The organism is Maribacter chungangensis (assembly GCF_042676845.1).
Lineage (GTDB): Bacteria > Bacteroidota > Bacteroidia > Flavobacteriales > Flavobacteriaceae > Maribacter > Maribacter chungangensis.
This window is the reverse complement of record NZ_JBHTHY010000011.1, coordinates 123,452-150,006: the sequence shown is the minus strand read 5'-3', so window position 1 is coordinate 150,006 and position 26,555 is coordinate 123,452. Positions and strand designations below refer to the sequence as shown.

General features: G+C 40.0%; 26 protein-coding genes. 17 read left to right on the top strand and 9 right to left on the bottom strand.

What is annotated here, in order from left to right; translation table 11 throughout:
- Nucleotides 1-225 precede the first annotated feature (225 nt).
- The 5 genes from ACFQZJ_RS12900 (at nt 226) to ACFQZJ_RS12880 (ending at nt 3,011) form a co-directional block, all read left to right on the top strand.
- A complete protein-coding gene (locus tag ACFQZJ_RS12900; RefSeq protein WP_379935078.1) occupies nt 226-372 on the top strand; it encodes a hypothetical protein in 147 nt (48 codons plus the stop codon).
- A gap of 49 nt (nt 373-421) precedes the next feature.
- The gene (locus ACFQZJ_RS12895) at nt 422-568 is read left to right on the top strand and encodes a lmo0937 family membrane protein (RefSeq protein ID WP_379935076.1); all 147 of its coding nucleotides are present in this window, start codon (nt 422-424) and stop codon (nt 566-568) included.
- A 24-nt stretch (nt 569-592) separates the two neighbouring features.
- Nucleotides 593-1,624: a helix-turn-helix domain-containing protein gene (locus ACFQZJ_RS12890; protein ID WP_379935075.1), complete on the top strand. Its 1,032-nt coding sequence runs from the start codon at nt 593-595 to the stop codon at nt 1,622-1,624.
- 108 nt (nt 1,625-1,732) lie between these two features.
- Nucleotides 1,733-2,245 carry a VOC family protein gene (locus ACFQZJ_RS12885; RefSeq protein ID WP_379935073.1) on the top strand — a complete coding sequence of 171 codons (513 nt, stop codon included), beginning with the start codon at nt 1,733-1,735 and terminating at the stop codon, nt 2,243-2,245.
- Nucleotides 2,246-2,417: 172 nt separating this feature from the next.
- Complete coding sequence (locus ACFQZJ_RS12880) at nt 2,418-3,011, top strand: DUF4136 domain-containing protein (RefSeq protein WP_379935072.1); 594 nt, start codon at nt 2,418-2,420, stop codon at nt 3,009-3,011.
- A 74-nt stretch (nt 3,012-3,085) separates the two neighbouring features.
- Here the strand turns inward: ACFQZJ_RS12880 and ACFQZJ_RS12875 are convergent, their stop codons facing one another.
- From ACFQZJ_RS12875 to ACFQZJ_RS12865, 3 genes are all read right to left on the bottom strand, one after another.
- Nucleotides 3,086-3,610 (bottom strand): DUF421 domain-containing protein, encoded by a 525-nt coding sequence (locus tag ACFQZJ_RS12875; RefSeq protein ID WP_379935070.1) that lies wholly within the window; start codon nt 3,608-3,610, stop codon nt 3,086-3,088.
- An 11-nt stretch (nt 3,611-3,621) separates the two neighbouring features.
- Nucleotides 3,622-3,951 (bottom strand): DUF3140 domain-containing protein, encoded by a 330-nt coding sequence (locus ACFQZJ_RS12870; protein WP_379935069.1) that lies wholly within the window; start codon nt 3,949-3,951, stop codon nt 3,622-3,624.
- Between the two features lie 76 nt (nt 3,952-4,027).
- Entirely contained in the window at nt 4,028-4,528 is a 501-nt protein-coding gene (locus ACFQZJ_RS12865) for a Dps family protein (protein WP_379935068.1), read from the bottom strand.
- Between the two features lie 181 nt (nt 4,529-4,709).
- Here ACFQZJ_RS12865 and ACFQZJ_RS12860 point away from each other — a divergent pair, with 181 nt between their 5' ends.
- The 3 genes from ACFQZJ_RS12860 (at nt 4,710) to ACFQZJ_RS12850 (ending at nt 6,973) form a co-directional block, all read left to right on the top strand.
- Nucleotides 4,710-5,528, top strand: a complete 819-nt coding sequence (locus ACFQZJ_RS12860; RefSeq protein ID WP_379935067.1) for an SDR family oxidoreductase — start codon at nt 4,710-4,712, stop codon at nt 5,526-5,528.
- A gap of 523 nt (nt 5,529-6,051) precedes the next feature.
- Nucleotides 6,052-6,243 (top strand): hypothetical protein, encoded by a 192-nt coding sequence (locus tag ACFQZJ_RS12855; protein WP_379935066.1) that lies wholly within the window; start codon nt 6,052-6,054, stop codon nt 6,241-6,243.
- 325 nt (nt 6,244-6,568) lie between these two features.
- Nucleotides 6,569-6,973, top strand: a complete 405-nt coding sequence (locus ACFQZJ_RS12850) for a hypothetical protein (RefSeq protein ID WP_379935065.1) — start codon at nt 6,569-6,571, stop codon at nt 6,971-6,973.
- 754 nt (nt 6,974-7,727) lie between these two features.
- Here the strand turns inward: ACFQZJ_RS12850 and ACFQZJ_RS12845 are convergent.
- Nucleotides 7,728-8,204, bottom strand: coding sequence for an arsenate reductase family protein (locus ACFQZJ_RS12845; protein ID WP_379935064.1), 477 nt, complete (start codon nt 8,202-8,204; stop codon nt 7,728-7,730).
- Between the two features lie 145 nt (nt 8,205-8,349).
- Between ACFQZJ_RS12845 and cls the strand changes: the two genes are divergently transcribed.
- Complete coding sequence (gene cls, locus ACFQZJ_RS12840) at nt 8,350-9,771, top strand: cardiolipin synthase (protein ID WP_379935063.1); 1,422 nt, start codon at nt 8,350-8,352, stop codon at nt 9,769-9,771.
- A gap of 15 nt (nt 9,772-9,786) precedes the next feature.
- Nucleotides 9,787-10,401 carry a hypothetical protein gene (locus ACFQZJ_RS12835; RefSeq protein WP_379935062.1) on the top strand — a complete coding sequence of 205 codons (615 nt, stop codon included), beginning with the start codon at nt 9,787-9,789 and terminating at the stop codon, nt 10,399-10,401.
- On the opposite strand, the gene ACFQZJ_RS12830 is transcribed toward ACFQZJ_RS12835, so the two are convergent.
- Together ACFQZJ_RS12830 and ACFQZJ_RS12825 are read right to left on the bottom strand one after the other, a co-directional pair.
- Entirely contained in the window at nt 10,398-11,927 is a 1,530-nt protein-coding gene (locus tag ACFQZJ_RS12830; protein WP_379935061.1) for a GH3 family domain-containing protein, read from the bottom strand. The genes ACFQZJ_RS12835 and ACFQZJ_RS12830 overlap by 4 nt on opposite strands.
- Before the next feature lie 164 nt (nt 11,928-12,091).
- Complete coding sequence (locus ACFQZJ_RS12825) at nt 12,092-12,655, bottom strand: type 1 glutamine amidotransferase domain-containing protein (protein ID WP_379935060.1); 564 nt, start codon at nt 12,653-12,655, stop codon at nt 12,092-12,094.
- Nucleotides 12,656-12,891: 236 nt separating this feature from the next.
- On the opposite strand from ACFQZJ_RS12825, the gene ACFQZJ_RS12820 reads away from it, so the two are divergent.
- Together ACFQZJ_RS12820 and ACFQZJ_RS12815 are read left to right on the top strand one after the other, a co-directional pair.
- Nucleotides 12,892-13,503, top strand: a complete 612-nt coding sequence (locus ACFQZJ_RS12820) for a fasciclin domain-containing protein (RefSeq protein WP_379935059.1) — start codon at nt 12,892-12,894, stop codon at nt 13,501-13,503.
- A 42-nt stretch (nt 13,504-13,545) separates the two neighbouring features.
- Nucleotides 13,546-13,689 carry a hypothetical protein gene (locus ACFQZJ_RS12815; RefSeq protein WP_379935058.1) on the top strand — a complete coding sequence of 48 codons (144 nt, stop codon included), beginning with the start codon at nt 13,546-13,548 and terminating at the stop codon, nt 13,687-13,689.
- A gap of 567 nt (nt 13,690-14,256) precedes the next feature.
- Here the strand turns inward: ACFQZJ_RS12815 and ACFQZJ_RS12810 are convergent.
- Nucleotides 14,257-15,810 carry a protein adenylyltransferase SelO gene (locus ACFQZJ_RS12810; RefSeq protein WP_379935310.1) on the bottom strand — a complete coding sequence of 518 codons (1,554 nt, stop codon included), beginning with the start codon at nt 15,808-15,810 and terminating at the stop codon, nt 14,257-14,259.
- A 631-nt stretch (nt 15,811-16,441) separates the two neighbouring features.
- Nucleotides 16,442-18,817 carry a TonB-dependent receptor domain-containing protein gene (locus ACFQZJ_RS12805; RefSeq protein WP_379935056.1) on the bottom strand — a complete coding sequence of 792 codons (2,376 nt, stop codon included), beginning with the start codon at nt 18,815-18,817 and terminating at the stop codon, nt 16,442-16,444.
- A 180-nt stretch (nt 18,818-18,997) separates the two neighbouring features.
- Here ACFQZJ_RS12805 and ACFQZJ_RS12800 point away from each other — a divergent pair, with 180 nt between their 5' ends.
- The 3 genes from ACFQZJ_RS12800 (at nt 18,998) to ACFQZJ_RS12790 (ending at nt 21,786) form a co-directional block, all read left to right on the top strand.
- The gene (locus ACFQZJ_RS12800) at nt 18,998-20,026 is read left to right on the top strand and encodes a sensor histidine kinase (RefSeq protein ID WP_379935054.1); all 1,029 of its coding nucleotides are present in this window, start codon (nt 18,998-19,000) and stop codon (nt 20,024-20,026) included.
- The gene (locus ACFQZJ_RS12795) at nt 20,023-20,730 is read left to right on the top strand and encodes a LytR/AlgR family response regulator transcription factor (RefSeq protein ID WP_379935052.1); all 708 of its coding nucleotides are present in this window, start codon (nt 20,023-20,025) and stop codon (nt 20,728-20,730) included. The genes ACFQZJ_RS12800 and ACFQZJ_RS12795 overlap by 4 nt, the downstream gene beginning before the upstream one ends.
- Before the next feature lie 171 nt (nt 20,731-20,901).
- Entirely contained in the window at nt 20,902-21,786 is an 885-nt protein-coding gene (locus ACFQZJ_RS12790; RefSeq protein WP_379935051.1) for a dienelactone hydrolase family protein, read from the top strand.
- Nucleotides 21,787-21,833: 47 nt separating this feature from the next.
- Here ACFQZJ_RS12790 and ACFQZJ_RS12785 read toward each other — a convergent pair whose 3' ends face one another.
- The gene (locus ACFQZJ_RS12785; RefSeq protein ID WP_379935049.1) at nt 21,834-22,784 is read right to left on the bottom strand and encodes a sugar phosphate isomerase/epimerase family protein; all 951 of its coding nucleotides are present in this window, start codon (nt 22,782-22,784) and stop codon (nt 21,834-21,836) included.
- A 286-nt stretch (nt 22,785-23,070) separates the two neighbouring features.
- On the opposite strand from ACFQZJ_RS12785, the gene ACFQZJ_RS12780 reads away from it, so the two are divergent.
- On the top strand, nt 23,071-25,533 hold the full coding sequence (locus ACFQZJ_RS12780) for a TonB-dependent receptor domain-containing protein (RefSeq protein ID WP_379935048.1): 2,463 nt from the start codon (nt 23,071-23,073) through the stop codon (nt 25,531-25,533).
- A gap of 615 nt (nt 25,534-26,148) precedes the next feature.
- Nucleotides 26,149-26,535, top strand: coding sequence for a response regulator (locus tag ACFQZJ_RS12775; protein WP_379935046.1), 387 nt, complete (start codon nt 26,149-26,151; stop codon nt 26,533-26,535).
- The last annotated feature ends 20 nt before the right edge of the window (nt 26,536-26,555 follow it).

Sequence of the window (26,555 nt, the reverse complement as noted above, 5' to 3'; positions counted from 1 at the left end):
TCAAACCTTTAATTTGACCAGTTGTAAACGTATAAAATCTATTTAGGACATCAGGATACTTCATCCGAATCCATCAACATCTAAAGCTTTTAAGCCATAAAACCCGTGTTTTCGAATAATTATATAACAGAATACAAAAATTGTATAACATGAAAAGTGGGTCTCTTAGTGATCTTTGTCTCAAACAATACAGAACAGCGATAACGTTTTAAAAATTGAGCCACCATGAAAAATAATCTAGAACATAATACAGGTAATGCAAGAGTAGGACGTACTTGGTCCAAAACAAACGCAACGGACAAAAATCATCTTCCCGATAATTTTATTTTAGGAATGACCAATGAAACAACAGATTCCAACTTTCAACCTTAGGCATCCGTTATTCGTCCCAAGAACTTACGCATATTTCTAACAAATAAACATGTCTAAAATCTTAAACCTTACAGCAGTTATATCGCTAGGAGTTTGGATCGTTGGATTTTTTATCTACGACCTTGGCTTTTACATACATCTCTTTCTTGTATTGGCATCCATTGCCTTTATCGTGAAAGTATTATTAGAAAAATAAAGTAGAACCACTAAAAACAACATCATGAACATTATAGAATTAAAAACAAACAGAGTAGAAGAGTCTTTTAACCAACTAAAAATAGCCTTGGGAGGGGTACTTATTAGCAGCGATAAAGAGTTTAGGCTAGAATTGCACAACGAGCAAGTAAGCGGTGAAATTACAGGAATAGCGGTGAACAAAAATATCGCCTTTATGGAGTATGACGTGACGTTTAATGCAGATACGTTAATTGTAAGAAATACGCCCGTTACCAATCCAATATATTTCTTGTATTGTGCAGAAGGCCAGATGAGTCATAGTTTTGGTGTAAGCGGCTCCAAGCGTTCCTTAAACCAATTTCAAACGGGGATTTTTGCCAGTGATCCAAGTAGGGATACGGTTTTATTTTTTAGAAAAGACCAAGCTGTCCGTCTATCCAGTATTAGCGTAAACACCCATGCACAAGCGAGGGACAATGATGCCATCAATCTACTACAAGCGCAATTGTTGAAAACATTTATGCCTAAGGACGGAAAAGAAATATTCGCCTATACAGGTTCTTACAACCTTAAAATTGCCGAACAAATGCAACAATTGGAAACAATTAAACAACAAGGCATCGTAAGAAGATTGCTTTTAAAAGGAATCGTGCATACCATGTTGGCCCTTGAAATACAGCAACATAATGATGATGTGAAAAATGCATCCAATAATTTTGGCTCGCTCAGTAGGAATGAAATGGATACCATAAAAGAACTCTCGAGCTTTATCCAAAACTATCCAGAAGTAGCCTATAGTCTTGAATACTTGAGCAAAAAAGGTGGTATGTCCCCAGCAAAATTACAGGAAGGATTTAAGTTGCTACATGACAGAACGGTTTCGGATTACATTAGAAACGTTCGCGTAGAAACTGCAGAAAAATTGATTAGAACAACAGACTTGAACATTTCCGAAATCGTTTATACAGTTGGGTTGACCAGTAGAAGTTACTTCTCTAAAATTTTCAAGCAAAAATATAACTGTAGTCCAAAATATTATCAGGATCACCAACATACGATAGCTGTAACAGCATAATATAGAAAATATTCCCTCAAAAGTACATCCGTCTTTATGGCGGATTTTTTTTGCGCACCGTCATATAAATCAACTATGTTGGCCTAAAACATTAAGCTCAAAACACAAATGAACAAAACACATACTTATCCAAAATCCTTCTCCCACATTGGTATTACGGTACCCGATATAAAAAAGGCAGTTCAATTTTATTCCGAAGTTATGGGATGGTATGTTATCATGAAGCCGTCCAAAGTCAAAAAAGAAAAAGAAACGGCTATTGGCCAAATGTGTATTGACGTATTTGGGGACGATTGGTCAACCTTTGAAATAGCCCATTTAGCAACCTCCGACGGTATCGGAATCGAATTGTTCTCATTCCCGAACGGAATTAAAGAGGCTCCGGAATTCAATCCTTTTAATACCGGATTATTCCATTTTTGTGTTCAAGATCCGAACATTGAGGAATTGATAGAAAAAATAGTCGCATTTGGTGGCAAGCAACGTATGCCCATAAGGACATATTATCCGAAGGACAAACCTTTTAAGATGTGCTATGTAGAAGATCCTTTCGGAATCGTTTTTGAGATCTATACGCACAGTTATGAACTCACATATTCCTCCGGAGCTTATACAAAATAAAGTCCCTACGATATATTTTAATAGTATTTCAATAGGTTGATGCCACCTACGCAATACCAATAATCAAGGAGTATCCATTGTAATCCGAATGAGCAAATATCAACTGTTTTTATGTCAATCTTTACTGGACATAACCTATACTTTGCGGTAGTATTAACCTAAAAATAATGATATGAAAAGAGTAATGAAAATGACACTGGCGCTAGTTGCGATGGTCTTGGCTACGAGCTGTGGCCCAACACTTTCCACGACCAAGATGACGGACAAAAACCTGGCAGATTACAAAACCTTTGCCTATTTACCGAGTACTAATTTTGAAGTACCCGATGACTTGGCGACAAACGATCGGGTAGCACAATCGGTCATTAAGGCCATGAACGAAAATATGAAAGATGCCCGGTACGAAATAAATAGAAAGAACCCCGATCTATTGGTACTGTTAACCACGAAATTTGATAAGGAACCGATGCGCGATGTAGATGCTATCTACGCCTCGTACCCTTATGACACCCCTTATCCTGTAAGCCCTTATTATGAGAATTACTACTATTGGGATTATGAGCGTTATACCGAAATCATAGGATATGATGTAGACTACTCAAGTTATAAGATAGGAACCCTTATTGTGGATATCGTGGATCGGAAAACAAAAAAGAGATTGTGGACGGGAACTGCCGAGCAGGCTATTTATCAACAAGATACTTCTGACAAAGTAGCGGAATATGTAGATGCTATTTTTGATGAATATCCTAAGACATCAAAATAAAAAATAGGGAAAGTGAAAAAGAAAAACCGTCGATTTGAATCGACGGTTTTTTTATTGGTTTTTTCTAAACACAGCTATTCCTCATGAACCCCTTCCATAATATAGGCTTGGATTCGCTGGTCGGCATCAGTGGTATGGAGTACTGCAATATCCCCAGTAGTTTCGAACACTACCGCACGTACCTGAGATAAATCCAAGACATTGGCCTCTCTCAGTTTAGCCTTTAAATCGGACTCTGTGACCCTTGCTCTCCTTAGGTTATTAAAACAAATTTGTTTTCCTTTCATTAATAACAAAGGTGTATTATCCGTGACCTTGGCGACGATAGAAAAACGCCTTAAATAGGCCATACCCAATTGTAATACATACAACATGGTAATACCCACCATACCATCCCACAAGCTTACAGATTTTGATAGTACGGTAGTAGCTACCATAGACCCCAAAGCAACCGTAACGGCAAAGTCAAAGCTGCTCATTTTTGAAAAACTACGTTTGCCCATAAGCCGGGTCAGTACAATGATCGTAACATATATTCCGATTCCAGTTAAGGCAATCGCCAACATCCCGTTGGTAGAAAAGGCAAACCATTTATCCATTTGACACTTATTTATTTACAAGGGTCATATCCCCAATTTTTTAAACTATACCGCCAATTGGAATCTTCTATTTTTCCATCTGGCTTTTGTGCTTTATGCCTATTAATGTAGCCGATTACCTTGTTCATGTGCCCATAATCATCTTCTGTAAGCCCATCCTTTTTCTTCTTTTTAATGCTGACGATGCGCTTGCCGCTTTTATGGCCAATAGCCTCACCATCCCCGCTATCCTGTCCAACATTCTTAGATTTTTCGGTGGCCAGCCAATCCTCCAACTCGCTTGGAGCCATGTTTACGGTGTCGTAAAATTCCCTATAAATGTCTTTGTTAGATTTTGACATATTCTTCGGTTTTTAAATTTAAAAAGCGGCAAGAATTGCTTGTTGCCGCTTTATCCTTTTCATGCAATTTTAAATTTTAAGAAAACGTTTTTAAGGACGAACGTAACATCCAAGCCATTTGTTCATGCATTTGCATAATGGCCGTTATAAAATCGGCAGTTCCTTCATCACTATGTGCCTCTGCATTATCTCCAATGTTTTTGCGAATAAATTTGATCACAGTACTGTGGTCATCCAACAGCACCTTCATAAAACTTGCACTATCATTTTGTTCCGGCCCATTTTCCTTTAATTCCGAGAGCTCTAAAAAACGTTCCATAGTACCCGGTGCGTACATTCCCAGCATACGAATGCGCTCTGCTACTTCATCTATTGTATTTTCCAATTTTCCGTATTCTTCCTCAAAAAAGACATGCTTGCTATGAAAGTCAATTCCCTCCATGTTCCAGTGTGCATTACGGTATTTTGTGTATAGTACAAATTCATCCGCAAGAAGTTGTTCCAACATTTCTGCTACCGCTTTTCTGTTATCCTTTTCAATTCCGATTGCTGTATTTGCTGTATTTGTTGTTTTCATTATATGTTATTTTTTTATGATTATACCTCAATATATAGCTTTCATTCCGTCAGTATTGATCCAAAAGCACAATTCCTTGTCGCAAAAAAAAAAGTAACACAATCCATTTAAAAGATTCTCTTAACACATAAAAAATCTGCTTTAATTAAATCCATAATTTATCTTACTACAAAAGAAAAATATGCAAAAACCAAATCAACGACTCACGGAACAGACCGCTATTGTAACAGGTTCCAGTAACGGTATCGGTTCTGCCATTGCAAAGGCCATAGGACAAGAAGGAGCAAACGTGGTCATCAATTATCACAGTGATAAAGAAAGTGCAGAAGAAACTGCTCATTGGATAACGGAAAGGACAAACTGTGGAAATGCGATAGTGGTGCAATGTGATGTAGGCAAGGAAGATGAAGTCTCCAAATTGTTCAAAACAACCATTAGGGAATTTGGTACAGTTGATATTAGTGTTGGAAACGCTGGTGTGCAAAAGGACAAAGCATTAATAGAAATGACACTGGCGGACTGGCAACAAGTTATCGATATAAATCTTACCGGGCAATTTTTGGTTGCCAAAGCTGCCATTAATGAATTTTTGCGCCGTGGAATGCGAGAGGATGTTTCAAATTCCTTGGGAAAAATAATCCATATAAGTAGCGTTCATGAAATTATTCCATGGGCAGGTCATGCGAATTACGCTAGTTCCAAAGGAGGTTTGGCCATGTTAATGCAAAGTATATGTCAAGAATATGCGCCAAAGAAAATTCGTTGTAACAGCATTGCACCAGGTGCGATTAAAACGGATATTAACAAGGACGTTTGGAACACCAAGGAAGGGCGCGAAAAAATGTTGAAATTAATCCCCTACGGAAAAATAGGAGAACCGGAAGATATAGGAAGTGTGGCCAGTTGGTTGGCCTCGGATGAATCTGAATATGTTAATGGAACTACCATTTTCGTAGATGGTGGAATGACCTGTTATCCAGGATTTACCCAAGATGGATAAACTCCCTACACATACCCTATGACACAAACAACAAATTCCAAGGTTTGATAAGCTCTTCGATTATTACCAAGATCTATAATATAACCGACTTCACTTAAAAGGATGACAATACAAACCCGGATATTACTAAACCACTATGGACTAAAGTTCCACAGGTTTAACAGCTATGAATAAAATTCATCGATAACGAAGTCATAAAAGTAGGCAGTAGCAGTGAGCAGTTTTGGCTTAACATTTAAAAAACCATAAGCTGGGACTGCAAACTGAATACGAACTACAGTTTTAAGAACCTAAAAGGTAGATGCATTAAAATGCATAGTTTTAACTATAATTGAGACCAAAAAAGGATATTTTTCATACGATATAAAAAATTTCCCCGTTGGTATATCCAAAGGGTATATGTTTAGAATTTTATCTATTTTCCGTGATAGGGTATCTTTTTAAAACATCCTAACAAAAGCTTATCATGATTTCTTTGGAAATCATTTACATATTTATAAATTGAATATATATTATCACTCTTATGAAGCTAGTTTACATCAAAAGAAAGACCAAAATCGAAAAACGTTATACCCGAAAAATGGGACAGTTAACCGCCAAAGTAATCTATATTAAAAAATATATAATTGGTGTGCCCGTTAAAACGCTGCACAAATACCGCGAAACCTACTATGGCGAGGTAAAAACATGTGATGACTGCAGATTATCTGCATAATGCCACTAAATGCTTTACACAAGCAAAGTTTACATACTTTTCACCCATACTTCTTGATTCTGCTATATCCGAGTGAGAATTGTTTTTAATCTTCGGAGTACAACTAAAACACTTCAGCGAAATTCAGCTGATTTCATAAGGCTGCACGGCTCCCGTTCTTGTACTATTTACTACTAAAAAAACATTAAAATACCCATACAAGAATTGGTATTTTGCCTCACATAATTTTGTAAGATTTTTAACATTTTATCCTAAAAATTCTTTGCACATTTACCGCTTTTTAAATTTGGGTATTTACATGTTCCTAATTCAAATTTTACGCTAAATGGTATTGACTAAAATTAATCCAATAGGAAATTTTGACTGTTGGAGCCCTTCATGGCTTAGGGAAATTAAAAACAAAAACTTCAGTTCCAATATTGGCCAACCCTTATTTGAAAACGCAGAATTGAAATTATGGCAAATCGTTTTGGAACCCAAGGAAAGACTTCCTTTTAGAAGACATTTAAATGCGTATAGCTGCAATTGTTTAATAGATGGTCTATTACTTTCAAGAAATGCAAATGGTGCCATAGATTTACTTCGTTTTGAGCGGGGCGAAACATATTTTAGAGAATGTAAGGAAGAGGCGATTCACGATTTAGAAAATGTTGGAGAAAACACGGTTAAAATTACTATCGTGGAAGACAAGCTGATTTTGTCCGAAAAATCGCTATCACACTTGTTTTAAGTAAATAACTCCTGTGCTAGTTTTTTATTACCTACTTTCCATTAAGAATCTTTTAAACCGTATTGTTTATTTTCGTGGTAACCCATAGGTATTAAATGAACTATCTTGCTTGATTGAATGAGCTTGGCTTCCTACAAAAAAGACATATCTTCAACGTAAATAGATGTTATAGAAATTACCGGAAAGTCCTTAGGACAAATGATGAACGTTGGCGTGGTTATTCTAAAAAATCCACTGGCATTGCTGTTGTTCATTCGCTCGTTAAGCCACCATTTCCAGGTTTCCGTATCAATACGAAGTTGTGATAACATGGCGTATTGAAATCGCTTTCTTGGTAATGGTTTTATGCTTGCTCCCGTAGGTTAACTTGGGCTGAATCTGCATTGAGGTTAACATACACTGTTTATCTTCTTTGGACATAGACGCTATCTTTGAAAACAAAGAAGCAATGAGAATAAGTTTTTTAGGTCGTAAGCCCAACATCAATCGGTTATAGCGCATAAAACTTATTAAGTACCCAAGAAATACCGCATATATCTTATGGAGCGTCTTTTTAACAACCACTGCCAACTACCGGCATCTCGTCAAAAAAATCTACAAAAAGGATTGCCCACATTCCGCCCGCGAAAACCACATAAGGTTTTCCTAAGCATTGCTTCGTCGTTTTCTATGAATCTTTAATCATCACTTTTATACCTACGCTCCTTAAACCGGACATACGTTTTTGTTCCAATAAGTTCCCTTGGCATTTAAACTATTCCTTTCCACGTTCAGGCTGCGATTGCCCGTTATTTAGATCCGGCACATCATCATCCGTAAATTGTTTGCTCAAGGGTTGTTTTTTTAGTCCAGCGCTATCCGGCTCTAAATACTTTTTAAATCCGGCCGCACTTTTAATTTCCAAATAGCGTTCGCCGAAGACGACAATTGGATGTTTTAAAAGATGTAGTTCTTTTTCAAGAATTTTTAGCCAATCATGTTCCTCCATTTCTGGATTTTGATTTCCGTAAAGCTTAATGAAATCAGGATGGTCGGTATTTATCAAATCCGATATATTTTTGCCCAACCCGTTCGCAAGTTCTGCCCATTGCGTTCCCGTAAGGTCAGTTTTAGAAATATCCACGGCATGAATTTTTTTGTCGGATGCATTAGCATAAGCCAGAGTTTGTTCACCGATAGAAGTTCCCGAATGGTAGTATATTGTTAATTTTCTGTCATGTTTTGAAATCACGCCCATGTTTTTTAGTTATAATCAAAAATACTTTGAAGTAATTTGGGTCATTAGCCGAATCAAATTCTTTTCTACTCCAAATAAATGGACACGATGTTTATACCAAAGTGAATACCTATCTTGTGTTAAACAAAAGGAACCAATAATGAATACGGTATTATGGATTTTATACGGGGGTATTACACTGTGGAGCCTAGTGAGTATTATCCTTCATGGCAGCCGTCCCACCAAATCCCTTAGCTGGTTATTGGCCGTATTACTCCTGCCTTTCGGTGGGGCTCTGCTTTATTATTTGTTTGGGGTAAACCGTAGAAAGTTCAAGTTTTTTAGATTAAAACAGACCGAAAAACGCAAAATGTTCGATGAGAAATATAGGAATCTCAACGCACTGGACCACGAGTTGGATTTTGATTCGGTTAAAAACAAAAAATTGGCGACACTCATAAAAAAAAGTACCCTTTTGTCTCCTTATGATGGCAATAAAGTGACCGTATTGCATGGAGGGGAGGAAACGTTTGATAGCATTTTTAAAGCGTTGGAAAAGGCGGAGCACTTTATCCATTTACAATACTACATTTTCTCCGAAGGAGAGCTCATGGATAAATTCCATTCTGTTTTTGAGAAAAAAATTGCCCAAGGCGTTGAAATACGGCTAATCTATGATTCTTTCGGTAGCTCTTCCTTTAAAGGAAAACTTAAAAAGAGATTTAGGAAGATAGGTGTAAAAGCTTTTCCTATGATGCCTATTCGCTTTGGAAACCTATTGTTTACCTTAAATTATAGAAACCATAGAAAAATATTGATCATAGATGGGAAAGTTGGCTTTACCGGAGGCGTAAACGTATCCGACAAGTATATTAAACCAATTTCCGATTTGGGTGTTTGGGAAGACCTACACGCAAAACTAGAGGGACCGGTGGTGAACAGCCTTCACAGAATTTTTGTAAAGGACTATCATTTTGCAGGTAATGAAGACCTATTGTTGAATGATACTTATTTTCCTGAAATTAAAACACAGGGTAACAAAATAGTTCAAATTGTAGCAGCAGGCCCAGATTCCAAACAACCATCTATCATGCAGCAGTATATTGGTATGATCAATGCTGCGGAACGTTGCATCTGCATTGCAAATCCTTACTTTATACCGGGAAGGGCCGTTGTTCAAGCACTGATTATAGCTGCCTTAAGCGGTATTAAGGTTCAATTGCTAGTTCCAGAAGTATCGGATTCCAGAATGGCAAAGTTCAGTATGTTCTCCAGGTTCGAACAACTCTTGGAGGTAGGTATTGAAATTTATCTTCGTCCGGATTTTTCCCATAGTAAAATGATTTTGATCGACGGGGAAATTGCCTCCATTGGTTCTGGAAATTTTGATTATCGCAGCTTTGAACATAACTTTGAGACCAACGCGCTATTGTACGACGATGAACTGACCAGGGGAATACAAAACCAATTTGATCGTATTTGTGGCACTTCGGATTGTTTAGACTATACTACCTTTAAGGACAGACCTGTTTGGCAGCGTTTGTTAGAAGGTATAGCCAAATTCTTTAGCCCATTACTTTAGCAACCAAGACAAACCATGAAATGTATTCTAACCCTGTTAATCTTTCTAACTATCCATAAAGCAAACTCACAACATAGCATTCCAAAAAGTATTCAAAAAGAAGTGGAAACGGCTTTTAGTTACTATCCGGAGTTGAAGAATACCAACATCGAATTCCGTTTTAAGGAAAACATCAAAAAATCGACCATGCAGGCCCAACCTACATTTTGGAGCTTGTTCAAATCGCGTAAAAACCGTAAATATCTTGTACTGGTAAGTCGTAAGTTTAAGATTTCTGGAAAGAAGTTTAAAACTACGGACATTGAGGAAGACATTCTCATTGGTTGGTTCGGGCACGAGTTGGGACATATAATGGACTACCGCAACAGGAGCAGTTTAAACCTACTGTGGTTCGGAATCAAATATACGTTTTCGGATAGGTATATAAAAGAGGCAGAACGAGCCGCAGATTCTTATGCGGTTAACGCTGGTATGGAAGATTATATTCTCAGGACAAAACGTTTCATTTTGGATAAGGCGGATATAACGGAGCGCTATAAAGACCGTATTAAAAAGTATTACCTATCTCCGGACGAAATTATGCTGCTGGTAAAAGAAAGGGAAGTAGAAACGGATGCCGTTGCAAACTAACGGTCCATCTGAGTTTTTACAAAATCCTCCCAAGCTTCAAATTTATCTTCTCCCATCACGCGTTCCATTTTAACTTGACCACCTTTCTTCTTATTATGGGCGTTCCAATCATGAAAAATATTCGTAGAGATGGTTTTCACCTTTACGCCCTCCAACGCCTTTGAACGTGCTACCCTATAATTTTTATTGGCATCCTTAAGAAATTGATCCAAGGCATTGGAGAGTTCCATCTCATCAATTTTCCTATCGGTACCTAAATACCAGCAATGGTAAAAGTTGTTTTCTATACGATTGGCACAGAGTGTGTACTCGGGAATTTGAATATCGAATTTTTCTTCCAAGTGCTGTACCGCATCGTTGAGCTTATTTACGGATAACTGTGAACCAACGGTATTCAAAAAAAACTTGGTACGACCGGTTATTTTTATTTCCGCCTTTTCGATGTTCGTAAATTCTATCGTGTCCCCAATCAAATACCGCCATGCCCCGGACACCGTACTTATGATCAATACATAATCCTGACCCATTTCAACCTCGGATATAGTAAGGGATGGCGCGGCTTGGGCCAAAGAACCATCGGAGTTGATATAATCCGGACGAAAAGGTACAAACTCAAAATAAATCCCATTATCCATGACCAATTTCATGGCATCCGTTTCTGGACGCTGCTGAAAGGCAATGAAACCCTCGGATGCTAAATACGTATCTATAATGGTAATCGGATGGCCAAGCAGGGCATTAAAACTTTTTTCATACGGCCCAAAAGCTACGCCACCCGAGGTATATACTTGTAGATTGGGCCAAATTTCGTGAATATGGTTCAGTCCGTGATAATCGATTACCTTCTGTAGCATCAGTTCCATCCAAGAAGGTATTCCGCTTAAAGCTCCTACATCCCAATCCGGTGCTTTTTCCGCAATACGTTGTACCCGTTCGTCCCAATTATCTATCCGGGCAATTTCCTTGCCCGGCTTATAATAGTCCTGAAACCAAAACGGAATATTACTGGCGCTGATACCACTTATCTCCCCTTCCAAAGCACTGTTGTGTTCATCAAGATCTGTGGAACTACCCAACATTAAAATTTCCTTCTCAAAAAAATTCGCTGGTAGGTCAAAATTCCGTAGTGCAAAGACTTGTTGTATCCCGGCATTTCGTATCGCCTTTACCATGGCGTCGGTTACGGGAATGCGCTTACTGGTGTTACCTGTGGTTCCAGAACTTAAAGCGAAATAATCTGGTTTACCCGGCCATGTTATATCGGGTTTGCCTTCATGTACCTTATGCCACCAAGTTTCCGTAAGTTGATGATAATCAAAATAAGGAACCTTCTGTCGAAAGTCCTTCTCTGGATCTACCGATGCTATGATTTCCTCAAAATTATAATGTTTTCCAAATTCCGTATGCGCGGCATTGGAGAGTAATTCCAAGAGGACGGTTCTTTGTTCGTTTACCGCGTTAAAATGGGTGGCAGTAAGATTTTTAGCATGGATTACCCCTTTTATTATATTTCCTAGTATGGCCATTCTTTAAGTTTTAATCACGTGCAAAAGTGATTGAATTTTGTTTTATAGGTTAACCCTTTAGCAGTAATTATTGATTCTATAAAGACCAAAAACCGATGAAGTAACATATACCTCATCGGTCTAGAAACACTAACCAATATCATGGGCAACCATGATTTCTTAACCTAAGCGTTAATTTCTTGTTCTGCATGCTTGCCTTCGCGGGTCTCTTCGATAATCTTTTCGATAAAAGCAGGCAAATCATCCGGATTTCTGCTGGTAACCAATCCTTGGTCTACCACTACCTCTTCATCTACCCAATGTGCTCCGGCATTGATAACATCATCCTTAATACTATGATAGGATGTTACTTTTCTATTTTCTATGACATCCGCACTGATGAGCAACCAAGGGGCGTGACAAATAGCGGCAACTGGTTTTCCACTTTTGAAGAAAACGCGAATAAAATCCAAGGCATTGTCGTGCGTTCGCAATAAATCGGGGTTTGCTACACCACCTGGCAATACCAAGGAATGATAATCAGATTCATTGGCATCGTCTACCAATTTATCTACCGTTATGGACGCTCCCCAATTGTTGCCGTCCCAACTTTTGATTTCGCCATCCTTAACAGAAATAATATGTACGGCGGCACCTTCATTCTTTAAAGCCTTTAAAGGCTGAAAAAGTTCTGACTTTTCAAATCCGTCTGTTGCTAATATCGCTACTTTTTTATCTTGTAATTTCATATTGAATATTGAATTTTAAGGTTTATAAATGTCTTCATCGGTATATTCCCGACTCCTTCAAATGTAGCCGTCATCTTTTACAAAAAAGTGCTATATCGGTTAAAATACGGACTGAAACGAATCTTATCCCCTGCAAACAAAGCAAAAATTTCGACAAAAGGTTTTGAGCTAAGATTTAAAGGTATTACAGCATTTTTTTATCGATGTTCCAAGTATCTTGGGAAAAAAGAAAATAAATGAAAAATAGAGATTTAATAATTATCAGCACCCTGTTATTGTGCGTACTACTATTGTCTTGCGGAAACAAGGAAAAAAAACCTGCAACGGCCTCGATTAAAGACAAAACACCAATAGCAACAGAAAAATTGTCCGATTTAGAATCGGATGTGACGTTCAACGATATCAGGTCGGTGTTGGACGTATTGGGTGGAAATACCGATTACGATATCTTTTATAAAGCGTTAAAGTCGGCCAATCTACTTTCAACATTGGACAGCATTGAAGACATAACCATTTTTGCTCCTACCAATGCCGCCTTTAAACGGATTACCGAAGCAAAATTGGCACACTTAAAAAGTCCGGATGGAACCATTGAGATGGCGACATTATTAAAATATCATATCGTAGAAGATGAATATGATCTTGAGACCCTAGAATCCACCATACGGTTAAACGAAAATATATTGCGCTTAAAAACGTTCAATGGCGGCTTTATAGCATTGACTATTGAGAATAATGATATTTATATTAGCGACGAAACCGGATTTCAATCCAAAATAATTATGCCAGATCAAGAGGCTGAAAATGGAGTAGTACATGGTATTGACCCAATACTACTCGCACAGTAATAGCAAACACATATTAATTTTAATAACCTAAAAAAGAAACTAATGGGAGTATTTGAAGACAAAAGAAAATTTAAAAGAAAAACAGAACAAAGTAATCCTACAAATCCGACGGGAAATACAAACATCGATACCAATAAATTTGATATTGATGAGGATACGATTAAAAATCAACAGAATAAGAAATAGGGGTATTAAAAGTTGATAGCCCAGTGAGTAAACATATCACTATAAAAGGAAAGGTTAACTCAAAGGAGTTGACCTTTTTAACATCTATACTATATTGAAATTAGCAAGTATTTTCTCTATTCATAGATTAGTAATAAAAATCCAAATTGATAAATAAATTCAACATATAATTTGGACGCTTTCGTTCCATCGGTTTTTACAGCTAGAAAATGATGAAATGAATTACAAGCAAGGCCAAAAGACCTTTTTTAGTTATCAAATGCGTCTTAAATAAAATTATGAACTAGAAAGCTTTTAATTATATTTATCTGAAGGAAAGTTACTTTGACATACATTTTTCATAAGAGTTCACAAATCGTCAACACGATGTGTGAAGATTATCAAAGGAGCGACTCTCATTAGGCTGAGAACATTAGGTTCGAGCCCCATCCAGGTCACCAATTCGGAGACCATCCGAGACCAAAGCCTTGCTGATCTTATGATTTGCAAGGTTTTTTGTTTTTAGAGAAGTTATTTGATATGATGCCAATTTTGCTTCTAGTAAATATACAATTTTCAATGTGACGCTTAAGAACTACAGGATAGCATGGAACACCCTACCTTGTCTCTGGCCCAATCCGGTCTTTTGGCGAACCATTTTTCCTTGCCAGGCTGCTCCTCATACGGTTTTTTCAATAACTGAAACAGTTCATCCAGCAGGTCATAATTTCCTTTGTCGGCATCGTCTATTGCCAATTGGGCCATGTAATTTCGCAAGACGTATTTAGGGTTTACCAAATTCATGGCCGCAGCACGCTCCGGATCACTTTTAGCCTCCAATGTCAACCGCTCCCTATACGCTTTAAACCAGGCGACCCATTGTTCCTTTATCGCGCCTTTGATTTCGTCGGGATCATAGAAGGCATCGGCAACTAGTGCCAATCCGTCCGCTGTACTTGTGAAAGCAGATAATTCCCTAAAAAAAATAGTCATATCGGTCTCGGAAAGTTGCAATACTTTTTCCAAATCCGCTATGAGAACCTTGTCCTTATTATCCGATTCCAATAAACCCAATTTGGACTTCATCATTTCCAGATGGGCAATTTGCACCTCATCTTGATACTCCCCTAGGATATCCTCTAATGGTTCCGCTTGCTCGATAAGTGGATATAGTGCATTGGCCAATTTAAAAAGGTTCCAAAGGACAATATCGGGTTGTGTTCCATATCGATATCGTTTATGTGCGCGATCAGTTGTATTAGGCGTCCATCCATGGTCGTAATCTTCTAGCCAACCGTAAGGACCATAATCGATGGTAAGACCCAGGATGGACATATTATCGGTATTCATGACCCCATGAACGAACCCGACACGTTGCCAATGGATGACCATTTCCATACTCTTAACAGCGACTTCCTTAAAGAATTTGAGATACACTTCTTTGCATGGCGTTCCCAAATGCGAAAAATGATGTTTTATGGTATAATCTACCAAAGTTTTCAAGGTTTTTTCCTCTTGTCTGGCTGCCAGTATTTCGTAATTCCCAAACCGCAAAAAAGAAGGAGAAACACGACACACAATAGCACCTTTTTCATACGCTGGGTTTCCATCGTACATGACATCGCGCAGCACCTCATCACCGCTTAGCATAAGGGACAAAGCCCTTGTCGTAGGCACCCCTAAATGGAACATCGCCTCACTACACAAATATTCCCGAATGGAAGATCGCAACACCGCCAAGCCGTCCGCGGTTCTGGAATAGGGCGTTTCCCCGGCACCCTTTAGCTGTACGGCCCAGTGTTTTTCTTCATGGGCCACCTCAAAAAGATTAATGGCACGCCCATCACCCAACTGACCGGCCCAGTTTCCAAACTGATGTCCGCCATAACACATGGCATACGGCCTTGTTCCCGGCAGTACCGTAGCACCTGAAAAAATATTCAAAAATTCCTTCGAACTCGCTGAACCATTGATGCCTAATTCGGCCAACATTTCGGGTGAGACATGAATGAGGGATGGATTCCCCGGTTTTTTTGGCTTTACATAGGAAAAGCAAGCTTTGGAGACCTGTCGCCTTGTATTTTCAAGCACTGAATCCGCAGGAAGTTCTTTGTTAAATCTATCTTTTATATTGAGTTTCAAGGTCACAATCTACTTTTTATGATTCGTTTAAAATTGATTTTCGTAAACCAGTATTGACATTTCGTTACAACGCTGTGTATTTTACCGGAAGGATTACTGCAAGATAGGTCTCTTGAACGGATTTTTCAACTGTCCCCATCGTCAAAACCATTCCGATAACGAAGCCCGACAAACATATCGGTCTGGAAAGAAATTATTATGTGATGACTGATAAAAACTTTAGTACAAAACAAAAATTAATTTAGAGCGAATTGTCATATTGCCCACTCCCGAAGATTCGGGGGCGATACTAATAAATCTTTGGGTTTAGATCTTCGACTGTATTCATCTTTGGTGTAAACATTGGATGACATTTTTGTTTTTTGTCATGTTTTAATGAAAAAGACTAAAAATAATCTCACTTTAGAATCGTACGGTTAGAAGTGAATTGGCAGTCACTTATGATATCATCTTGTACGAGACCATCCCATATGTTGCATTACACCATTGGGAAAAGCCCTGTTTCGTTTTTATGGCAGAAAACTGGTATTGAATGAAGTTAAGTTAACCCTGTCCGTACTGCAAGAATTACCAACTCGGAGCGGTACTCCTAAAAAACGAGCATTATCGCAAAAATAATCATACCAAACCCCTAAAACCGTTTCTGCCCAGAAAACTCCATCGCTTCGCCCTTGCCGAATCCGAAGCTGATTCCAAAAGTAACAAACCGACCTTGCCGACTAAAATTTCGCAGATAGAAGTTGGGCTGTATGGTCTGGCTCTCCCTTATTCTTGAGGCAAATACATCCCGGATACTCAGGTTTAAAATAGCCTTGCCCTTCAAAATTTTCTTTCGCGCCCCAAAATCCATAAACAGGTTTTCCGTAATTTCCTGCTGTACGGTTCTAAATCCTGACACATAGTTCCCTACCAACTCCAAGTCGATATCCGCGGGGAGCTTTATCTTGCTTAACAGTCGGTTGGACCATTGCTCCCCAACAAAATCGAACGAAGTTCCTTCAAAATCGCCCTCCCGCGCAAAGCGGCTAAAATTAAAATCATTGGTAAACGACAGCCAATTTGTCGGGATGTACTTGGCATTGAACTCCACGCCGGTGGTATTATTGATGCCAATGTTTTCCGGTCTGGAGATACTTATATTATTCTCAAAGGCCACTACCCTTTCCACAACATCCGTAGTATGGCGGTAAAAGACCCCAAAGTTCATGGACACCTTACCCAATTTATAAATGCTGGTAATTTCAAAACTATCCGTAAACTCGGGTTGTAGGTTGGGGTTTCCGGTACGGATGTTAAAGTTGTTCCTGATATTAAAAAACGGGTTCAAATCCCATAACCGTGGTCTGAATATACGCTTGGAATAGCCTGCCTGAAAAGACAGGTCATCATTTGCCTTGAACGAGGCAAAACCACTCGGAAAAAAGTTATTGTACCGCTGGTCATTCTCTTCATTTGTGGTCTGTAGTAGGGTTGCTACATCGGTATCCTCAAAACGTACACCTACTTTTAGTCCCCATTTATCCTTTTCGTAGGCCGCAGTTCCGTAAATGCCCAATACTTTTTGTGTCCATTCAAAAATATTCGTCAACGCAGGGTCTTCTACAAAGGAGGTGCCATCGAACTCACTAATGCCAAAATCGCTCTCCACATCGTTTATCTGGTATTGTGCGCCGGTTTCTATGGTGTAGGTATCGGCCCACGGGTGGGTATAATCGGCCTTGAAAATATAATCGGCCTGACCGAAATCCGTACGCGCGCGCTGCAAAAGATCGCCGGCTGTACCCACCGTGGTTGTATTGGTGAAATCGGATACTTGGTCCTTGGCAAAAAGGTTGCCCGTGGCGCTCAACAATAGTGATTGCTCGGGATTGCCTTCAAAATCCTTTTTATACTGCAGTTCATAGGAATATTTGGGATTGGTAGCGGTGGTCAGTTCCCTGCGCTCAAAGGCATCGGTCCTCAAATCCGCATTATCAAAGGTGGTAAAAAGTGCGGTTGAATTTTCTTTTTCCCACTCGTAGGCGAAGTTTCCGGAAAGCGTAATTACGTTTAAATCGTTTATGTGGTAATCCGTACCAAGAATAAGGTTAAAAAAGGTCTCGTTCTTATCGCTTTTTCCAAAACTGTTGATATTGGTATCGTCCAACAAGTTCCTGTTCTCACTTTCGTTATCACTGGGAAAAGTTCTGCGCCCTACGCCTAGCTGACTGAATAAATTGAATTTTTCGGTACGTTTGTTCAAGCTAAAACCCAAACTATGGTTGTTGGGTATTCCCGTATTTAAGGTAACGGCACCGTTTACCCCTCGCTTCTCCTCTTTTTTCAATACAATGTTGATAATGCCCGAAGTACCTTCCGCATCGTATTTAGCGGATGGGTTGGTAATTACTTCAATACGTTCTATCATATCCGCCGTGAGGGTTCCCAAGGCATTCCCTTGTTCATTGGCTATAACCGATGGCTTTCCGTTAATGAGCATCTGTACGCCTTGGCTGCCGCGCAAACTTACTTGCCCTTCTATGTTTACGGTAACGGACGGTACGTTGTTCAATACCTCCAAGGCACTCGCACCGGTGCTGCTCAAATCTGCCCCCACGTTAAAAACCCGCTTATCCAACTTAAAAACGGTTTGGGAAACTTCGCCTTCTACCACCACTTCGTCCAACTGCTCTGCATCTTCGGCCAAGACAACGGTACCCAAATCCAGTAAGCCGTTGATTATTTCAGGATCGTTTATGCGCTTTGTGGTGTAGCCCATAAAACTAAATTCTATATAAAACTCCTGGGCTTCCGTCTCCAAGGTAAAAGACCCGTCCAACAGGGTTGTGGTTCCGGTAATGGGTTTCTCGGTTGTGGGGTCGCCCACCAAAACGGTAGCAAACTCAATAGGCGTACCGGCAGCATCTTTTACAATACCACTGATCGTAACGATACCGCTTTGCCCTCGTAGTCCTTGAGCGAAGAACAAGGTAATACCGAAGAAAATTAAGAAGAACTGCTTTTGCATGATCGTGATGTTTGTACAAAGATGCGTTAAAGCAAAACTAGGGGCAACTACTTCCCTGCAAACGACTTTGATAGCCTTGCGAACGACATATCCCACTCTAAAACATACGTTTACAGCCTTAAATCTGTCGGTAACGGTTTTGTTTTGCCGTTCCTTGGCATAAAATGTTACTTTTAGCAGATGAACAAAAAAGCATCTTTTTTTAATAGCACTTCCAAAGAAGTACTTTTTCAAATTGTGCTGCATGTTGTGTTGTTTATTTTCTTTTCCTTTGACCGCAACCAGCCCCAAATACACGAATATAAAATTGTTTCTTTCTTCAACTATGCCCTTGGTGCCATGGTAATCAACTATATTTTTCTGCCCCGTTTTTTTTACCAGAAGAAATACCTAATGTTTTTCCTGTACGTGGGCATCATAGTAGCCGCCATTATTGCCGTAGAAGAATTGGTCTTGGAGCGCATCTATTTTCCCGATACCCGGGGTAAACACTTCCCGGGGGTTTTTTACAGCTTGTTGGACGTGATGCCGGTAATTACCATTTTGGCAGGCTTCAAATTTGCATGGGACGCTTCTTTAAAACAAAAAGAAGTGGAGGAATTGCGAACCTCCGTAAAAGAGAGCGAGCTGCAGTTTTTAAAATCGCAGATCAATCCGCATTTTCTCTTCAACAACCTTAACAACTTGTATTCGTACGCCATTGAGCAATCGCCAAAGACACCTTCAATTATCTTGGAACTTTCCTCCGTACTGCGCTATATGTTGTACGATTGTAAGGAAGACTTTGTGGCATTGGGCAAGGAAATAGAACATTTAAAAAACTTTACCCAACTGAACGAACTACAGATAGAAGATCGCGGTAAAGTTACTTTTGAGGCGGGAAACATGCCGTCCGGATACCTCATTGCCCCTTTAATATTGAATGTTTTTATTGAAAATGCCTTTAAACACAGTACGGCAAGCCAATCCGAGGACATACAGATCGATATCCGAATACAACTGGATGCCCAAGGGCAGCTATACTTTATATGTGAAAACTCGTTTAGGCCGGTCACGAACACGGATAAACTGAACAATGGTATAGGGCTGAAGAACGTTCAAAAACGATTGCAATTGATTTATCCAGATGCCCATACCTTGGAAATTTCCGAAACGGACCAAAAGTATTCCGTACATTTAAGGATGAAGCTTAAATCTATATCGGAATGATCGCCTGCATCATTATAGAAGATCAACCGCCCGCGCAACGGGTATTGAAAAAATACATTTCCGATGTAGGAAACATGGAGCTAAAAGGCACCTTTGCCGATGCCCTACAGGCCATGGAATTCCTAAAAACCACTACGGTAGATCTCATTTTTCTGGACATTCATCTGCCAAAACTATCGGGAATAGACTTTTTGAAAATGCTTTCCCAAAAACCCCAGGTGATACTGACCACCGCTTTTCCGGATTATGCCCTGGAAAGTTATGAATACGATGTAACGGACTACCTATTAAAACCCTTTTCCTTTGAGCGTTTTGTGCAGGCGGTCTCCAAAGTGAAGTCCAGTGCTACCAACAAGCCCGATAATTCAAAAACCAAGGAACCAGAGGTCCGGTCCGATGTGATTTTTATAAAATCTGGTTATGAACTCATAAAAATAAATGTACAAGATATACGCTATATACAATCCGACGCCGACTATACCGAAGTGGTGACCGCCGAAAAAAAGCACCTCTCGCAGGAGCCATTGCGGTACTGGGAAGAAACCTTGGATTCCCGCACCTTTATACGCACGCACAAGTCCTACATCTTGAATATATCCAAAATCGAAAAAATAATAGGCAACCAGATCCGTTTGGACGCGCATACGAACATTCCCATAGGAAGGGCTTACAAGGAAAGTTTTATGCAACGGGTGCTGCAATAAGCTTACTTGTTCCCTAATAAAATACTATGGATTAAAAATCTAAAGTATTTAAAACAGCAATAAAATTGCTCAGTGTTATTGGATTATTTAGCCGGAATGCCTTAATAACCCAGTAATCGCTAAGGTAACAACACTTTAAGCTAAAACCCGAATACAAACTAAAACAGAGCCATGAAAAAATTGAAAAAAGAAGACATTTCCCAAGGCGTTTTTGACCTCTACGATGATTATGCACACGATAGGATACCAAGGCGACTGTTTCTTGATAAATTATCTACGTACGCCGTTGGTGGTATAACGGTAGGCTCCCTGCTCAGTTTCATTAGTCCGGACTATATCAAAAAAATACAGGTACCCCAGGACGACCCTCGCCTAAGTTCCACTTTTATAACATACGATTCCCCAAAAGGAGGAGGCACCATCAAAGGTTTGCTTTCCAAACCGAAAGATGCCACCGCTAAACTGCCCGGCATAATCGTGGTACACGAAAACAGGGGTTTAAATCCGTATATAGAAGATGTTGGAAGACGTGCGGCACTTGCCGGTTTTATCTCCTTGGCACCTGACGCGTTAACGCCCATGGGCGGCTATCCCGGAACGGATGACGAAGGGAGGGAACTACAGCGCAAAAGAGATCGCAACGAGATGTTGGAAGATTTTATCGCAGCTTACGAACACTTAAAAAACGATCCGGACTGCACCGGAAACGTAGGTGTGGTAGGATTCTGTTTTGGCGGATGGATATCCAACATGATGGCCATAAAGGTTCCCGACCTAAAAGCGGCGGTACCTTTTTACGGCGGACAGCCCACCGAGAACATCCGGGATATAAAAGCACCGCTATTGCTCCATTTTGGGGAACTGGACAAACGTGTGAACGAAGGTTGGCCAGCGTATGAGGCAGCTTTGAAAGAACATGGAAAAGCGTACGAAGCCTATATCTATACTAATGCGAACCATGGCTTTCATAACGATACCACACCAAGGTATGATCGTGAAGCGGCCGAACTGGCCTGGAAGCGGACCATCGATTTTTTTACAAAAAAATTGGGGTAGGCTGTAACACGCTACCCCAATGTTATGTGGTTATCGTAAATAATACCTTAATCAAAACCGATTTCGCTTAAGCCTTTGTGGCTAATCTTAATGGCCTCTAGCGGTTCTAGTCCGTCAAAGGTCATATCTTGTTCTACCATGTAATATAGCATTCCCGATTTTTCCTTTTCGGCGAGGATATTTTTGAAATCTATAGAACCCTTTCCTACGGGCGCAAACCTGCCCTGCTCGTCCATATCTTTCACGTGCCATATTTTAAAGCGCCCCGGGTAGGTATCAAAATAGGCCAAGGGATCGGCACCCGCTTTGGTAACCCAATACAGGTCCATTTGAAAATTAACCAGTTCCGGGTCGCAGTTCTCCAAAAGGTAATCTATGGGCACAATACCATCGGCATCCTTGATGAATTCAAAATCGTGGTTGTGGTACAACAATTGAAGGCCGGCCTCTTTTGCCTTGGCACCTAGGGTATCCAGTATTTCGGCCAAATTCTTTGCACCGCCCGTCATGCTCATTTGTCGCGTGTCCCGATCAAACTTAAACAGCCCCATGGGCGGCACGGGAATTACAAAGTATTCGAAACCTGCGGCCTTAACATCGGCCATCATGGCATCGGCATTTTCCAGGGTAACCGATCCTTGGTGGGTACTTACCGGCGTTAAGTCCAACTCCTGCAAATAGGCCCTGAATTCAGCTGGTTTCATGTTATAGAACATCCCGCTATCATAACCCGCGGCCTCTATATATCGGTATCCGGCATCGGAAACAGCCTTTAAGGTCTCCTTGGCATCTGCACCCATAGCATCGCGAACCGTATATAATGCCAATCCGCCGAAATTGCCTGTGGTAGTATTGGTAACAGCATCATCCGAAGTGGTGGCTTCCGGGGTTGTTACCGTCGTATCTTTTTTAGCGGCATCCTTACAGGAAACGGTTCCTAATAGCAAAAACAATAGAACCGCGCTGGTGCAAGGTAAAAGAGTCTTCAATTTTTTCATAATAATTATCATATTTTGGTTATAACACAAGCCTAAAAGTAAGCAATTGTAATTTCGTTAGGCACATTATGTTGGTAATTAATGGCAACACTTCCATAGAAAGGTCTTGGACAATCAAAAAACAAATCCTATCCCGTAGGCTTACTTTATATCCCATCCTATGTATTTAACAATTCCTTAAGGTCGTTCACAACACTACTTATGTCGTTTATAGAAAACCTAGGTTCTCTAAGTGCTAAAATACCCATTTTTACTATCCAAAACCACGCTAACGAAAAAGCATCCAATGACAAAACATTTCTACCTCGTTACCATTCTATTTTTAGTCTTAACCAGCACGGCCCATGCCCAAAGGAACGTTTTTATTACCGGCACCGTATTGGACCAGGAGAGCAAACAGCCTTTGGAATATGCTACCTTGGTGGTACAGAGCGTTGAAAATCCGGAAAAAGTTACGGGAGGGATTACGGATATAGATGGGAAATTTAGAGTTGCCGCCGCTCCCGGGCGCTACAATTTGCGTGTGGAGTACATATCCTATAGCTCTTTTGTACTCAACGATCAAAACATTACTTCCAACCGTGATTTGGGTACCATTACCCTAACTTTGGATGCCACCCAATTGGAAGAAATGGTCGTTGTAGGTGAAAAAACTACAGTTGAAGTGCGCTTGGACAAAAAGATATATAATGTAGGCAAAGATCTCACCAACAGCGGCGCAACGATAAGCGATGCCTTGGACAATATTCCCTCTGTTACCGTAGATGCCGATGGTGCCGTAGCGCTTAGAGGTAATGGTAACGTTAGAATCTTGATCAACGGCAGGCCTTCTGCTTTGGCCGGATTTGGGTCGACAGATGCGTTACGCCAACTACCGGCAGATGCCATAGAAAAGGTAGAGGTGATTACGAGTCCGTCCGCACGCTATGACGCAGAGGGCACCGCAGGTATTTTGAACATTGTATTGAAAAAAGATAAAACCCGTGGGTTTAATGGGGTAATCAATACCACCGTTGGGTATCCGGACGCGGCCTCCCTCACGGCCAACCTTAACCTAAGAAAGGACAAATTCAACATCTTCAATACCATAGGATACTCCTACCGTACGCCACCAGGAAATGGTTTTTTTGACAACACCTACCAAGACGGCGCATTTGACCGCATTATTGAGGACCGTGATATCAATCGCAAAAACAGCGGTTTTAACATGAACTTTGGTATCGAATATTTTTTAACGGAAACCTCCTCCCTAACGGCCAGTGCCTTTGGAAGAATAAACGATGGCGAAGATGTAACGGACAACAATACAACACGTTTCATTGGTACTACGGTGGATAGCAGAACCTTGAGAATAGAAGATGAACAGGAAGAAGAGAAGAGTGCACAATTTTCACTAAACTACAACAATGATTTTAACACGGAAGGTCACAAGCTTACGGTTGATCTGCAGCTTTCCTACGATGAAGAATTAAAACCCATTACCATATCCGAGCGTAACACCTTTCCCGATAACGAGCTTATTGCCAATGAGAATATACGGGAATTAGAGTTGCAAAATGAATATTTAATACAAGCAGATTATGTATTACCTATGGGGGATGCGCAATTTGAGGCAGGATACCGGGGCAATTGGGAACAGTCGGACACCGATTTTAGTTTGGAGGAGTTCGATTTAAATTCCGGTATATTTGTTCCCAATCTAGGGCTAACAAACCGGTTTTTATTTAACCAAAACGTGAATGCAGCTTATGCTCAATACGGAGATAAATTTGGCGAATTTTCTTTCCTAGCGGGACTGCGTTTAGAAAACACCCGACTTAAAGGCGAAGTGAGCGGGGTGGACACGGCTACCTTACAAGAGGCCGTAGGTGAAGGCATAGACCTTGATTTTGATAAGAATTATTTGGGACTTTTCCCTACGCTTAACTTAATCTATGAGATTGCCGAAAATGAAAACATAACGCTAGGGTACAACCGGAGGATCAATAGACCAAGAGGATGGTTTATTAATCCTTTCCCGTCCCGATCAAGCCGTACGAATATTTTTCAAGGTAATCCTGATCTAGATCCGGCTTTTGCCAATGCCTTTGACCTAGGTTACTTAAAGCGCTGGGAAAAATTAACCTTAACATCATCGGTATATTATCAAAAGGAAACCAACTCTTTTGAGCGCGTACAAGAGGAAACAGGCCAAGTTACCTCGGACGGAATCGTAATTATACGGTCCATACCCATTAACCTTTCTACCAACGAGCGCGTTGGGGCAGAATTAGGGTTGTTATACAACCCCACCAAATGGTGGCGGTTAAACGGTAGTTTCAACTTCTTTCAATTTAACACGGACGGCGAATTCAACGGTGTGGATTTTGGCGTAATCAATACCAGTTGGTTCTCTAGATTTAGCTCCAAAATTACCTTGCCCGGTAAAATTGATTGGCAGACCAACGCCTTCTACAGAGGCCCAAGAGAGAATGCACAAACAAAAACCAAAGGCATTTTCTCTTTAAATTTGGCCATTAGCAAGGATATTCTAAAAGACAACGGTACCATAGCGCTCAACGCTAGCGATTTATTAAACTCCAGAAAAAGAATGTCCTTTACACAGACACCGTTCTTTACGTCGGAAAGTGAATTTCAATGGCGAGAACGACAAATCACACTTTCTTTTGTATACCGTATCAACCAGAAAAAACAACGTGGCCAAGGCAGACAACGTGGTGGTGGCGATGATGAGGGCGGTGAATATTAGGTATAACTAGTTAGTATATTGTAATTCATCAAAGCTCCATTTTTGCACCAATAGATAAGGTTCTAGTCTAAATAATTCCCCGAGGGCTTCTGCACTGGGGTTTCTTTTCCTCTTCTTTGGAGAGGTCAGCACTTCATTTTCGACACTCGAGATTTTGCCATGGGCGAGGAAAAATATAGTCCCAACAATTCGGGATTGTTTTTGGCTACGACAACTAGTACCAATTTAAATTCTAGATGTCGCATAAAACAAGTTTCTTTTTTACTCATTTGTCGTCATAAAATAGAACCATAGCTAATGCTATGCTTAGATTTCATTCCTAAACTGAGAAAAAAATAATTCAAATTTTCAATACGACATTCAAAACTTAAATTGGTATAAAATGAAGCTTGCGCAACCTGCCTTCCTGTTTGCCGATAATGATTTGGTTTGCCTCGGGGATAGTCGGCTTCAAAATTTTTTTAGTATTTATTGGACGTTGAATACGTCGTTTGTTTTAGGCCGCAGCCGTACACAAAGGTGATACTATCTTGCCTGCTTTTTATAGTTTTGATTTCAATTTGTAGGAAAATTCCTATTTTTGTATAAAACAAACCTATTATAGTCACCTATAGAATGAAAATTACCCATGCGATCTTAGTAGACGATGATCCAATTTTACGTTACAGCATCAAAAAAATGATTAATCCGTATATTCAAGGAACCCAGTTTCATGCCTTTGCTTGTGGTTATGATGCGCTGGAATATATCCAAAATATGCAATTGAACGATTCTAACAGGGTATTAATTCTGTTGGATTTAAACATGCCTTTACTTACCGGAGTTGAATTTCTTAAACAGTTTACTGAAAAATTCAAAGACAAAGTCAATCAATTTAGCATTCATATCCTATCCTCCTCCAGTAATCCCAAAGAAAGAAAAGAACTTTTAAACCATACACTGGTACAAGGGTTTATTAGCAAACCGATAACTATGATGGAACTGGAAAGTCTTATAGCCTAACGTTTGGTTCACCATTCCCA